This window comes from Cupriavidus sp. (genome assembly GCF_057315035.1).
On sequence record NZ_DBHKYV010000001.1, the window covers coordinates 347,944 to 361,208 of the forward strand.

Below are 13,265 nucleotides of genomic sequence, written 5' to 3' on the forward strand. Positions count from 1 at the left end.
TGTGAGCAAGCCTTGTTGGAGCTTTCATGGCGGGCAACGAAGCGCCATAATCCGCGTCATGAAGGGTCAAGTGCTGCAGGCTTGGCGTTTGGACTGCTGACAAGCGCGGATGGACGGCGACCAGACTTGGTGCGCCCCACTCAGGTGCATCACTGCGGTCACCGCATGTGCGTTACGCCCCTGCAAGGCGCCCCATCACGGTGCATGCATGGCAGATACGTCATGGCGATGGCACACGGACCCCGGAACGAAACAAATTGGTCACTACAGGAGCTTCACCATGAAACCGACCGATCTCTTCAATGATCTGCAGAACAAGGTCAGCGAAGCGCTGCGCAATTCGCCGGCCAAGGACATCGAGAAAAACGTGCGCAGCATGATGACCCAGGGCTTTGCACGCCTGGACCTGGTCACGCGCGAGGAATTCGATGTCCAGTCGCAGGTACTGGCACGCACCCGCGCCCGGCTCGAAGAACTGGAAGCGCGCGTCGCGGCACTGGAAGCCCGGGCCGGCATCGGCGCGCCCCCTTCCTCCGGGGTATGACGCCCAGCGCGCACTACGCCTCGCCACGCCAGAAAGGCCACCGGATTCCGGTGGCCTTTTTCTTTAACACTTTCGCAAACGCCTGAGCCACTCATGAGCCTCGCCGTCCTGCGCAGCCGGGCCCTGACCGGCATCGATGCACCGCCCGTTTCGGTCGAGATCCATCTTGCGAACGGCCTGCCGGCCTTCAATATCGTCGGCCTGGCCGACACCGAAGTGCGCGAGAGCCGCGAGCGCGTCCGTGCGGCGCTGCTCAACAGCGAGTTCGAATTCCCGAATCGCCGCATTACGGTCAACCTGGCGCCGGCCGACCTGCCCAAGGAATCGGGGCGCTTCGACCTGGCCATTGCACTGGGCATCCTGGCCGCCAGCGGCCAATTGCCGTCAAGCGGGCTTGATGCCTTCGAATTTGCTGGCGAACTGTCACTGGCCGGCGACCTGCGGCCGGTACGCGGCGCGCTGGCCATGGCAATGGGGCTGGCGCGCGACAATCGCGCCCGGCGCGCCGACGGACACCCACCACGCGCGTTTATCGTCGCCACCGGCAACGGCCCGGAAGCCGCGCTGGTCGAAGACCTGGCGGTCTACACCGGCAATACGCTGCGCGATGTGTGCCATCACGCAGGGCTGCTACCGGCGCGCACGCTCGCGCGCGCCACGCCACCCGAGCGCGGCAGTGCAGCCGGTGAGGTGCCCGACCTGCGCGACGTACGCGGACAGCTCCAGGCCCGGCGCGCCATGGAGGTGGCTGCGGCCGGGCAGCATTCCGTGCTGCTGGTGGGGCCGCCAGGCACCGGCAAGTCGATGCTGGCGCAAAGGTTTCCGGGACTGCTGCCGCCCATGACCGACACCGAGGCACTGGAAGCGGCAGCGGTGGCGAGCCTGACGCCCAATGGTTTCCAGCCCGCGCACTGGGGGCGCCGGCCATTTCGCAGCCCACACCACACAGCCAGTGGACCCGCCATGGTGGGCGGCGGCGGCAATCCACGCCCCGGGGAGATTTCACTGGCCCACCACGGGGTGCTGTTCCTCGATGAACTGCCCGAGTTCGAACGCCGCGTGCTCGAAGTGTTGCGCGAGCCGTTGGAAACCGGCCACATCACGATCTCGCGCGCCGCGGCCCAGACCGATTTCCCGGCGCGGTTCCAGTTCATCGCCGCCATGAATCCCTGCCCGTGCGGCTACCTCGGTCATCCCACACGCATGTGCCGCTGCACACCGGACCAGGTGCAACGCTACCAGTCACGCATCTCGGGGCCCCTGCTCGACCGCGTGGACCTGCAGATCGAAGTCCCCGCGCAAGGCCAGCGCGAATTGCTCGACGGGCCGCCCGGCGAACCCAGCGAGGCCGTACGCGCGCGCGCCGGCGCCGCCCGCGCGCGTCAGATGGCGCGCCAGGGCACCCCCAACAGCGAACTGTCCGGCCGCGCCATCGAAGGTCATTGTCCGCTCGACAGCGAGGCCCAGGCCTTGTTGCGCGGTGCAATGGAGAAACTGGGCTGGTCGGCGCGCGCCTATTTCCGCGTGCTCAAGGTGGCCCGCACGATCGCGGACCTGGATGGCGTGGAGGTACTGAACGCCCGGCATGTGGCCGAGGCCATCCAGTATCGGCGGGTATTGCGGACGGGTTAAAGAAATACAGCGGAGAACCGGGACGTCTACAACTGGCTGTTCAACGCAGCTTGCAACCGTGCATTAAATGGCGAGTCCTTCACTGAGATCAAACCATTTTTGCTGCGCGCGTGGCATGCTTGTTTGCCAACCCAGCGAGCAAGCCTACTGGCAGCGATTCAAAGTGAAGCCGATCTGGCATGCGTAAGCTCGCGCGAGGAATTTCACCGTTTCGTCAACTACCCCGGCCTAAAGGCCGGAGCTTGAAAGGCAACTGAAAAGCTCGGGTTGACCAGGCAAAGCGGTAGCCAACCCGCTACGTTGCGAATAGGTACAAGACCGACGTAGGGATGCTTCCTTAGTCCCTACCTCTCGAAGCCCCGATTGCAGACAAGCGACAGGGTAAGCACGAAACGGATCAGGGCAGATCGCCGGTTCGCAACATTGCCGAAGGGAGACGCCCCGCAAGGGGCGCGTAACCAGGCCCGTAAGGGCACCTATTCAGGAGAGATTGCCATGGCAGTCTTTGTGTTGGACCAACACGGCAGGCCGTTGATGCCGTGCAGCGAGAAGCGGGCGCGCCTTTTTCTCGAACGTGGCCTTGCGCGCGTCAGGCTCGTTCAACATCCAAACGCCGAATGGTGTCGTGCAGGCAATCAGCCACAGCCGTTGTTCGCTGGTGCAGCGGGCAGACGGATATGGCTACCACTTTCGTCCCAAAGATAGCCACTACAGAGGAGAAGCGGGAGAAGGGCGTGCGGCGCACGCCGCGCTATCCATACCCGGCCTGAAGTCCGAGGTTTCCCGCGCAGCATGATGAAAGACGTTCGCCCAATCCATTGAATGAGTACGGCCCCCATCCCCGCCTTCGCTCCTTCCATTACACCGGCGGCTCCAGCGGCGGAGGCGGCGGTTCCTCGATGGGTGGCTGGTCCGCCGGAAAGCCGGGCGGCGGCGGTTCGTCGGGAGGCGGCTCCCGGTGGGCGCCGGGACGGACCATCAGGGCAACAGGATCGCGCATCGGGGTCTCCATGATTCGCTGGTCACTCCCATTGAAGCAAACCCCGACGCACAGCGCCAGTCGCCTTTTGGCGCCCGTTCAATCCGCGCGCGCCCAATCTCAGGCGTGATGGCGGCGCACGAAGAACAACGCCGTACCCACCGCCACCAGCACCCCGCCGAAGAAGCGGTTCTGCCAGCGCACCGCGCGCGCGTTGCGGAACAGGCCCTGCATGCGCGACGCCAGCAGCGCGTAGCCGTGCATCACGATCAGGTCCACGAAGCACATCGTGGCGGCCAGGATGGCCAGTTGCACGCCAAGCGCATGGGACGGATCGATAAACTGGGGCAGCACCGCCACCATGAAGATGATGCCCTTGGGGTTGGTGACATTGGTCAGCAGGCCCGTGGCAAAACGCCGGCGACGGCTCATGGTGGCCACGCGCACCGTGCCTGCCTGGCCGCCCTGCTCCGCGCCCGGGTTCGTTTCCACCCTGGCGCGCCATTGCTGGATGCCAAGGTAGATCAGGTACATCGCCCCGATGGTCTTGACCACCAGGAACGCTTCCTCGGACGCCAGCAGCAATGCGCCCAGGCCACCACCGGCAATCAGCAGGATGATGACCAGGCCGGTCTGCAGACCCAGGATCGTGGTCGACGTTTTCTTCAGGCCATACGACAGGCCATGGTTCATCGACAGCACGGCGCCCGATCCCGGCGAAACGGCAATCACCCAGCACGCTGCAAAATAGGCCAGCCAGACTTCCCAACGCATTACTGCACTCCTTGAATGAAAACGTAACTAGAACGGGTGAAAGCCACTCAGGAACTGGTCCACCTGCTCGGCCTGGCGCGTGTCGCGCGCGGCCTCGCCAGCTTCCAGCACCACGGCCTGGTAAATATGCGCGCCCGATGCCACCAGCCGCGCGGTCAGCCGGCGCGGCGACTTGTCCTGCGGCGAAACTCCGGCCACGGAAAGCTCCACACCGTCGAGCGGGATCGGCGGCTGTGCCGCCGACATCACGGTAACCGGACGCGCCTGCGGTGGGGTCTCGGGATGCGCGCCAAGATTGGAGACAAGCCCCGCCTGCATCGATGCCAGCGCCTCGCGCCGTAGCGCAGCGTCGTCGCTGGGCAAGGTGACCACGCCAACCGCAAACAGGGTGCCGTCGATGTTCGCGGCTTCCATCGTCATTGGCAACTTGCGGCCCGCGATGGAAACGTCGCGCGCGGCGCTGGTGGGCTTGGCCGGATAGAGCGCGGCATACTTGCCATCGCTGGAAACGATCGTGCGCCAGTCATAGCGCGGTGAACAGCCGGCCAGCGCGAGCCAGAGCAGCGCGAACAGCGGCAACAGGAACTTCCGGGAAGTCTTGGTCGGCATCAGGATGGCGGGCGCAATCGGGCGCAATCAGGCGCAAGCGGGCAAATTCGGGCGCAAGCCGGTATTATCCGGGAAGCCGCGCCGTCGCGCATTCAGCGATTGCGCCGGCAGCGCTTTTCGTGAGGTCCCGCCATGTCTTCCCGCCCCCTGCTTCGCTCCGCAACCTTCGTGCTGGCCGCGCTGGCGCTGACCATTGCACGAGCCGCCATGGGCGCCCCGCACCTGCCAGCGGTGACTGACGTGGGCGCGCAATCGGCCGACGCCGCGCAACGCGGTGAGCCTCTAGTGGTGCTGGTCAGCCTGCCCGGCTGCTCGTACTGCGAGACGGTGCGCCGCAACTATCTCGGCCCCCAGGCCACTGCCGGCGAAATCACCGCGCGTGAAATCGACATGACGGCCGATACGCCGATCCGTGACGTCGACGGCACCATGACCACGGCCAAACAATGGGCCCGTGCCCACAATATCTCGGTGGCGCCGACCGTGCTGTTCCTGGACCGCCACGGGCGCAACCTGGCCAGCCCGCTGCGCGGCATGCAGCCCGATTTCTACGGCGCCTACCTGGAGCAGGCCATCGACGAGGCGCGCACCAAGGTATCCGCCAGGCCGGTCGCTTCGAAATAGGCAATCCGTCAAACCCGCGATTGCGGCGAATTGCCGCACCTCGGCAGCGTTTGACGGGACGCCCAGCCAGCATCCGCGCGTGGCAGTAGAATAGCCGCTGTCCGTAGCTGGCTTCCCCCAAGGGACCGTTGCACCATGCCCAACACCGCTATCCCCACCACCTCCTCACGCAAGCGCTGGCCAATTGCCGTCGCGGTCGTGATCGTCGCGCTGCTCGGTTTCTTTGGCTATCGCGCACTGACGCCGGCCAACACGGTCCCCGACGCCACTTTCACGCTGCTCTCGGGCGAAAAAGTCAGCACCACGGGCGATCTCAAGGGCAAGGTCTACCTGATCAACTTCTGGGCCACCAGCTGTGTCACCTGCGTCAAGGAGATGCCGCAGATGATCAACACCTACAAGCAATACAAGGACAAGGGGCTCGATTTCGTGGCGGTTGCCATGAACTACGACCCGCCGATGTACGTGGCCAACTATGCCAAGACGCGCGAGTTGCCGTTCAAGGTGGCCATGGACTCCGATGGCATGGCGGCCAAGGCATTTGGCAATGTCCAGCTTACGCCGACGACATTCGTGGTCGACCGCAACGGCAAGATCCTCAAGCGCTACGTTGGCGAACCCGAGTGGGACGCACTGCACAAGCTGCTCGACGGGGCGCTGGCCAACGCGGCCTGATAAGCGGCCTGATTCCAGTCGATCGCTCGAGAAAGGTGCCCTTGCGGCACCTTTTTTGTTGCCTGGCTACGGCAATGATGCGTCCGGCTTGCCAGTGAGGGCTGTATGGATATACAGTGGGCGCCAGATTTTTCCTAGTCCTGACTAAGCCCATCACGCCGTGTTGCCGGATCTCGCCCACGAAGCCGACGCGCCTGCCGACACCGTGCAGGCACCGCCCTACCTTGCCAAGCTGAACCCGGAGCAGCATGCCGCCGTGGCCTACGCAGGCGACGCGCCGCTGTTGATCATTGCCGGGGCCGGCTCGGGGAAGACCAATACGCTGGCGCATCGCGTGGCCCATCTGGTGGTGGGTGGTGCCGATCCGCGCCGCATCCTGCTGCTGACATTCTCGCGCCGTGCCGCGGCCGAGATGGGCCGCCGGGTCGAGCGTATCGTCGATCAGGCACTGGGCACGCAGAGTGGCGCGGGACGCGCGGCGCTGCAATGGTCCGGCACGTTCCACGCGATTGGCGCGCGCCTGCTGCGCGAGTACGCCGAAACGCTGGGCCTCGCGCCCACGTTCACGATCAGCGACCGTGGCGACTCCGCCGACCTGATGCACGTGGTACGGCACGACCTGGGAATGTCCGAGCAAACATCGCGTTTCCCGCGCAAGGAAACCTGCCTGGCCATCTACTCGCGCGTGGTCAACACGCAGTTGCCGATCGAAGTGGTACTGAAGACCCAGTTTCCGCGCTACGCGATGTGGGCCGACGCGCTGAAGACATTGTTCGCCGGTTACGTCGAAGCCAAGCAGAAGCAGCAGGTGCTCGACTATGACGACCTGCTGCTCTACTGGGCGCAGGCGCTGACCGAGCCCGCGCTGGCGCAGGACATGGGCGCGCGCTTCGATCACGTGCTCGTCGATGAATACCAGGACACCAATGCGTTGCAGGCTTCGATCCTGCTCGCACTGAAGCCGCATGGCCGCGGCCTGACCGTGGTCGGAGACGATGCGCAGTCGATCTACGCCTTCCGCGGCGCCACGGTGCGCAATATCCTCGACTTCCCGACGCATTTCACGCCACCAGCGCAACAGGTCACGCTGTCGCAGAACTATCGTTCCACGCAGCCGATCCTGCACGCGGCCAATGCCGTGATCGGCCTGGCCGCCGAGCGCTTTACCAAGGACCTCTGGTCGTTGCGCGAGTCCGCGGAAAAGCCTGGCGTGGTGGTGGTCAACGATGAGGCCGACCAGGCCCGCTTTGTGGTCGAACAGGTGCTGGCACGACGCGAGGCGGGGCTGGCCCTGATGCAGCAGGCGGTACTGTTCCGCGCCGCCGACCATAGCGCGCAGGTCGAGATCGAACTCGCGCGGCGCAATATCCCGTTCGTGAAATTTGGCGGCCTGAAGTTCCTGGAATCGACACACGTCAAGGATGTGATGGCCGTGGTGCGCTGGCTTGAGAATCCGCGTGACCGCATGGCCGGGTTCCGTACCCTGCAATTGCTGCCCGGCATCGGTCCGAAGACCGCCGCGCGCGTGCTGGAAGGGCTGGAAGCCGCTACCGAACCGCTGGTCGCGCTGGAAGCCTTCGAAGCTCCGCCGGCCGCCGCGCCTGCCTGGGACGATCTGCTATCGCTGGCGCGCGCCCTGATGGCGCCGACCTCGCCATGGCCTTCGGAATTCGAACAGGTGGTCGCCTGGTACCTGCCGCACCTCGAACGCATGCATGACGACGCGGCCGCGCGCCAGGCCGACCTGCAGCAGATCGAGCGCATTGCCGCCACCTATGGCTCGCGCGAACGTTTTCTTACCGAACTCACGCTCGATCCGCCGAGTGCTTCAAGCGATGAGTCGGGCGTGCCGTCGCGCGACGAAGACTACCTGATCCTGTCCACGATCCATTCCGCCAAGGGGCAAGAGTGGAAAGCCGTGTACGTGCTCAATGCCGTCGACGGCTGCATGCCGTCGGACCTGGCCACCGGCACCACCGAGGAAATCGAGGAGGAACGTCGCCTGCTCTACGTGGCAATGACCCGCGCGCGTGACCACCTCGATGTGATCGTGCCGCAGCGCTTCTACGTGCACAACCAGGTGGGTTTTGGCGATCGCCACGTCTATGCATCACGCACGCGCTTCCTGCCGAACCGTGTAATGCCAAATTTCTACAGCCGCTCGTGGCCGCCCCCGCCGATGCCCGGCGAGGGGCAGGCCAAGCCGGCGTTGCCGCAGGTCGACCTGGCCAGCCGCATGCGCAGCATGTGGAAATAGCGCTTCAGGCCAGTTCCACGCCGGCCTCGCGCACCACGTCAACCAGTGCACCGGCGCGCAGCAGCGCGGCAACCGTCTCGATCTCGTCGGTCATGTAGCGATCCATGTCGAGGAACGGCACGTGCTGACGCACGAACGCGAATACCGCGCGCCCTGCCGGCGACAGATGCTCGACCGCGCCCGCCAGTTCGACCGCCTGGCAGCCTGCCAGCAATTCGATCGCCAGGATGTACTGGTTGTTGTCGAGGATGCGGCGTGCATTACGCGCCGAGATCAGGCCCATGCTGACCACATCCTGGTTGTCGCCATTCGACGGCACGCTCTGGATGCTGGCAGGGCTGCAGATGGTACGGTTTTCGGCAACCAGCGCGGTCGCCGGATACTGCGCACCGGCAAACCCGCACGACAAGCCTTCGTTGGCAGCTGCCAGGAACGCCGGCAACTGGTTGTTCAGGTGCGGGCTCAGCAACCGGTTCAGACGGCGCTCCGCCATCACGCCGAGTTGCGTGGCTGCGATGGCCAGGAAGTCCATCGCGAATGCCACCTGCTGGCCGTGGAAGTTACCGCCGTGGAACAGCGCGCCGTCATCAAAGAACAGCGGGTTGTCATTGGACGAGTTGAGCTCGCGTTCGACCACGGTTGCGCAGTGGTCGAGCGTGTCGCGCACCGCACCAAGCACCTGCGGAATGCAGCGCAGCGTGTACGCCTTCTGGATAAACACGCCGGTGCCCGTGTTCTTTTCCTCGCCGGCACGCGACTTCATTTCGGTGGACAACGTGTCGTGTCCCGCCAGTCGCGTCGAGCCAGCCAGCAATGCGCGCATATTGGCAGCCGAACGAATCTGGCCCGGGTGCGGCTTGGCGATGTCGTGGCCATGCGTCATGAATGCGTCGGCCGATGCCGACAGCCCTTCCAGCGCCAGCGCCGCGATGATTTCTTCCTGCCGCACCTGCGCGCGCAACGTCTCCAGTAGCAGGCACGACACGCCGGTCATTGCCGAGGTACCGTTGATCAGCGCCAGGCCTTCCTTGTACGCCAGCGTGATGGGCGCGATGCCATGTTCGCGCAGGACCTCGGCGGTCGGCGCCGTGCCGCCATCGGCGGTCAGCACCTTGCCTTCACCAATCAGCGTAATGGCCACATGCGACAGCGGCGCAAGATCGCCGCTCGCGCCCAGCGATCCCACCTGCGGCACCGCCGGCGTAATGCCCGCTTCCAGGTACTTGAGCAACTGCTCGATCACTACCGGGCGCACGGCCGAATAGCCACGCGATAACGCATTGGCACGCGCCACCATCATCGCGCGCACTTCATCGCGCGAAAACAGCGGGCCCACGCCCGCGCAATGGCTACGCAGCAGGTTCTCCTGCAACGCGCGGCCATGCTCGATATCGACCCAGTTGTGCACCAGTTCGCCAAACCCGGTGGATACACCATAGATCGGCACATTGGCCGCGGCCACCTGCTCGAAACGTGTACGGGCTTCGCCAACCTTGTCGAGTACGGCGCCGGGGACATTGGCCTTGCGCTGGCCATGGGCAATGGCGGCTACGGCATCGGGGGTCAGGTTGTGGCCGTCGATATCGGCGGAATTTGCGGTCGTCGTGGTCATAGGGCGTTACGTGGCTGTTGATGCGCTTGCCCTCTCCCCCGCCCCTCTCCCGCCATGCGGGAGAGGGGAGACAACCATCGGTTATCCGGCGGGCAAAAGGCGCCGAAAGCCGCGAGTGTATCAACTCGTCCGCGTTGCGCGGACAACCCGCCGGTTACTACAGACCGTACCGCTTGATCTTGTCGTAGAGCGTGGCCTTGCCCATTTGCAGCAGATCCGCGGCCTGGCTGACCGCGCCGCCGGTACGTGCCAGCGTATCGGCGATCACGGCGCGCTCATAGCGCTCCATGCGTTCGCGCAGCGGTACCGACTCATCGCCACCCTCGGCCCTGGCGCCACCTCCTTCGGGCACGCCCAGCACCAGGCGATCGGCCGCGTTGCGCAACTCGCGCACATTGCCGGGCCACGGACGTTGCCTCAGCTGCTGGCGCTGCATTTCGGAAAGGATCGGCGCGGGCCGCTGGTAGCGCACCGCGGCTACCAGCATGAAATGCTCGAACAGCGGCACGATGTCCTCGCCGCGCTCACGCAGCGGCGGCAGCGGGATCGTCACCACATTGAGCCGGTACAGCAAGTCCTGCCGGAAGGTGCCCTGCGCAACCAGCCCTTCCATGTCGCCCTTGGCGGCGGCAACGATACGTACATCGATCGGCACCGAGGTATTCGATCCCAGGCGTTCCAGCGTGCCTTCCTGCAGCACGCGCAGCAGCTTCACCTGCAGCGCCAGCGGCATGCTCTCGATTTCGTCGAGGAACAGCGTGCCGCCCGATGCATGCTCGAGCTTGCCGACCCGGCGCTTGCCGGCGCCGGTGAACGCGCCAGCCTCGTGGCCAAACATCTCGCTCTCAAAGATTGCCTCGGGCACCGCGCCACAGTTCAAGGCGATAAACGGTGCATCGCGCCGCGTCGACAGCGCATGCAGGCTGCGCGCCACCAGTTCCTTGCCCGTGCCGGTCTCGCCATTGATCATCACCGGCACGTCGGTCGCGGCAACATTGGCAATCAGGTCGCGCACGCTGGCAATGGCCGCCGACCGGCCGATGATGCGCGTGCCGGCCGCCGGACCGGCCAGCTCGCGCCGCAATGCCATGTTTTCGAGTTCGAGTGCACGGCGTTCGAGCGCACGGCGCACCGTATCGGTCAGGCGGTCCGCGCCAAACGGCTTCTCGATGAAATCGTAGGCGCCCTCGCGCATCGCCTGAACCGCCATCGTGATATCGCCATGTCCAGTCACCAGGATCACTGGCACGCCTGGCGCCACGTTGCGGCAGTGCTGCAGCAGGTCGAGCCCCGACGCGCCCGATAGCCGCACATCGGAAACCAGCACGCCAGGGAAATCGGCGGTCAGATGCGGCATGGCGGCCTCGGCCGACGGCAACGCCAGCACCGCGAAGCCGGCCAGTTCCAGGCTTTGCGCAGTGGCCTGGCGCACCAGCGGTTCGTCTTCGACAAACAGCACGCGCAGTCCGTCTTGCATCGCAATCATGTTCATATCCTCTTCACGCCGCCACGGGCTGGTGTGCCCGCCGCAACGTCACCACGAATTCGGCGCCGCCGCTTGCCACATTGCCAGCGACCAGCTGGCCCCCGAACTCACGCACGATCGACGACGAAATGGCCAGGCCGAGTCCCAGGCCCTGGCCAATTTCCTTGGTCGTGTAGAACGGTTCGAACAGGTGTGGCAATGCTTCCGGCGCTATGCCGGTGCCATTGTCGCGCACGGCGATGCGGACCATGTCCGCAGTGGCGCTGACGGCAATTTCGACCCTTCCGTCGGCCTGGCCTTCGGTGGCGATCGCATCGAGCGCATTGCCGGCCAGGTTCAGCAGCACCTGTTCCAGCTTCAGTTCGTCGGCCCATACCGCCAGGTCGGCCGCGTCGCCTTCCAGGCCGCGTACCGTCAGCACGACTTGCCCGAGGCGCGGCGCCATCAGTTGCAGCACATGCTCGAGCGCGGCGCGCACGCGCACCGCGTTACGGCGCTGGCGCGCCTTGCCGGCAAACAGCTTCAACTGCCCGGTGATCTTGCCCATGCGTTCGGTCAGGTCGGCAATCGCGGAAAGATTGCCGTTGGCCGCATCGAGCTGGCCACGTTCCAGCAGCACACGTGTATTGTCGGAAAACGTCCGCAACGCGGCCAGTGGCTGGTTCAGCTCGTGGGTGATGCCCGCCGCCATCTGACCCAGCGCCGCGAGCTTGCTGGCCTGCACCAGTTCGTCCTGCGTCGCACGGAGTTCGCCTTCGGTACGGGTGCGCTCGGCCACCTCGGCTTCGAGCTGTTCGTTGATGGCCATCAGGTCAGCCGTACGGGCCTCTACCCGGCGCTCCAGTTCGTCGTAGGCCGCTTCCAGCAGCCGGCGGCTGTACAGCATGTCGCGTGCGCGCTGGCGGCGCTGGCGCAGGTTCACCAGCAGCAGGCAGATACACGCATACGCCAGCGCCGCGCCCAGCGTCGCGCCGCGCGCATTGGCCAGCACCGGGTCCAGCGGCGCCATCACCTGCATGGTCCAGTTGGCCGGCCCGATCGCGCGATTGATCTCCAGATAGCGGTCGCCGCCCTCATCGGCGAGGCCGAAGCGCAGGCCTGCGCCATCGATACCATCGGGGGCGTTGCCGGCGCCGCTCCTGTCCGTCCAGCCGACCCGCACCAGGCGCTCACCATCATTGAGCGTGGTATCGGCCAGCCAACGCGTGACTGGTGAGTCGAGCGGATGCAGCGGCAGCGGCGTGACATCGACATCGTGGTATTGCCGCGTGTTGTGCAGCTCCGCCTGCAGTTCTGGCGGTAACGGCCTCAGCGTGCGGTATTGCCAGCCCGGCACCGACGACAGGAAGATCACACCGTGGTCGTCGGACACCATCAACGGTTCGCCCCGGCCCGAGCCTGCGCGCGGGAACCATTCGAGGTTCAGCTTCACGACGGTCACACCGATCACCTTGCCACCGGCCTCGATCGGTTGGGCAATGTAGTAGCCCGGTTCATCGCTGGTGACGCCGATTGCATAGAAGCGCCCGACCTCGCCGCGTGATGCCATCTGGAAATACGGACGAAAGCGGTAGTCGGTGCCGACGAAACTGCCCGGCTCGCCATGATTGCTGGCGGCCAGCGCCAGCCCGTTGGCGGCGATCACATAGGTGGCCGAGGCGCGCGCGCGCCGGTTCACTTCGACCAGGTAGTCATTGACCGCGGCAATGCGGGCCGGATCCTCGGGCGAGGCCAGCAGCGCGCGCACCGACGGATGCAGCGAGACCAGCGCCGGCAGGAATTCGTAGCGGTCGAGCGTTGATTCGAGCGTGGCCGCATAGCGGTCGGCGCGCATGGCGGTGGACTGCTGCAAGGCAGCAATGCCGCGCTGCACTGACAACAGCCAGGTCAGTGCGCACAACACCAGCAGGCCGCCAAGCAGCGCAATGGCAAAGCCCCACCAGCGCGAACTGGTGCCTGGCGCATGCACCGGGCCAGGTGGTGCGGGATCATGCACGGCAAGGAAGTCGTCGGAATGGGGCATCGGCGCGCGCGGAAGCTCTCGCGCCGATGATACCCGCTGGCCGTCCTGGG

At 65.5% G+C, this 13,265-nt stretch carries 11 protein-coding genes; 6 read left to right on the forward strand and 5 right to left on the reverse strand.

Annotated features, from left to right (window positions below):
* Nucleotides 1–280 precede the first annotated feature (280 nt).
* The 3 genes from ACO550_RS01620 (at nt 281) to ACO550_RS01630 (ending at nt 2,881) form a co-directional block, all read left to right on the forward strand.
* The gene (locus ACO550_RS01620) at nt 281–544 is read left to right on the forward strand and encodes an accessory factor UbiK family protein (RefSeq protein ID WP_315597584.1); all 264 of its coding nucleotides are present in this window, start codon (nt 281–283) and stop codon (nt 542–544) included.
* Nucleotides 545–637: 93 nt separating this feature from the next.
* Nucleotides 638–2,176, forward strand: coding sequence for a YifB family Mg chelatase-like AAA ATPase (locus tag ACO550_RS01625; RefSeq protein ID WP_315597583.1), 1,539 nt, complete (start codon nt 638–640; stop codon nt 2,174–2,176).
* A gap of 534 nt (nt 2,177–2,710) precedes the next feature.
* A complete protein-coding gene (locus ACO550_RS01630; RefSeq protein WP_485994168.1) occupies nt 2,711–2,881 on the forward strand; it encodes a hypothetical protein in 171 nt (56 codons plus the stop codon).
* A gap of 394 nt (nt 2,882–3,275) precedes the next feature.
* Here the strand turns inward: ACO550_RS01630 and ACO550_RS01635 are convergent, their stop codons facing one another.
* Both ACO550_RS01635 and ACO550_RS01640 read right to left on the reverse strand, forming a co-directional pair.
* Nucleotides 3,276–3,929: a LysE family transporter gene (locus ACO550_RS01635; RefSeq protein WP_315596437.1), complete on the reverse strand. Its 654-nt coding sequence runs from the start codon at nt 3,927–3,929 to the stop codon at nt 3,276–3,278.
* Between the two features lie 27 nt (nt 3,930–3,956).
* Complete coding sequence (locus ACO550_RS01640) at nt 3,957–4,538, reverse strand: hypothetical protein (protein WP_315596438.1); 582 nt, start codon at nt 4,536–4,538, stop codon at nt 3,957–3,959.
* A 132-nt stretch (nt 4,539–4,670) separates the two neighbouring features.
* Here ACO550_RS01640 and ACO550_RS01645 point away from each other — a divergent pair, with 132 nt between their 5' ends.
* From ACO550_RS01645 to ACO550_RS01655, 3 genes are all read left to right on the forward strand, one after another.
* Complete coding sequence (locus ACO550_RS01645) at nt 4,671–5,162, forward strand: thioredoxin fold domain-containing protein (protein WP_315596439.1); 492 nt, start codon at nt 4,671–4,673, stop codon at nt 5,160–5,162.
* 135 nt (nt 5,163–5,297) lie between these two features.
* Nucleotides 5,298–5,837: a redoxin family protein gene (locus tag ACO550_RS01650; RefSeq protein WP_315596440.1), complete on the forward strand. Its 540-nt coding sequence runs from the start codon at nt 5,298–5,300 to the stop codon at nt 5,835–5,837.
* A 160-nt stretch (nt 5,838–5,997) separates the two neighbouring features.
* A complete protein-coding gene (locus tag ACO550_RS01655) occupies nt 5,998–8,094 on the forward strand; it encodes a UvrD-helicase domain-containing protein (protein WP_315596441.1) in 2,097 nt (698 codons plus the stop codon).
* Nucleotides 8,095–8,098: 4 nt separating this feature from the next.
* On the opposite strand, the gene cmdF is transcribed toward ACO550_RS01655, so the two are convergent.
* The 3 genes from cmdF to ACO550_RS01670 form a co-directional block, all read right to left on the reverse strand.
* Nucleotides 8,099–9,706: a tyrosine 2,3-aminomutase gene (gene cmdF / locus ACO550_RS01660; protein WP_315596442.1), complete on the reverse strand. Its 1,608-nt coding sequence runs from the start codon at nt 9,704–9,706 to the stop codon at nt 8,099–8,101.
* A gap of 157 nt (nt 9,707–9,863) precedes the next feature.
* Nucleotides 9,864–11,183, reverse strand: a complete 1,320-nt coding sequence (locus tag ACO550_RS01665) for a sigma 54-interacting transcriptional regulator (protein WP_315596499.1) — start codon at nt 11,181–11,183, stop codon at nt 9,864–9,866.
* 22 nt (nt 11,184–11,205) lie between these two features.
* On the reverse strand, nt 11,206–13,215 hold the full coding sequence (locus ACO550_RS01670; RefSeq protein ID WP_315596443.1) for a sensor histidine kinase: 2,010 nt from the start codon (nt 13,213–13,215) through the stop codon (nt 11,206–11,208).
* Nucleotides 13,216–13,265: the final 50 nt, after the last annotated feature.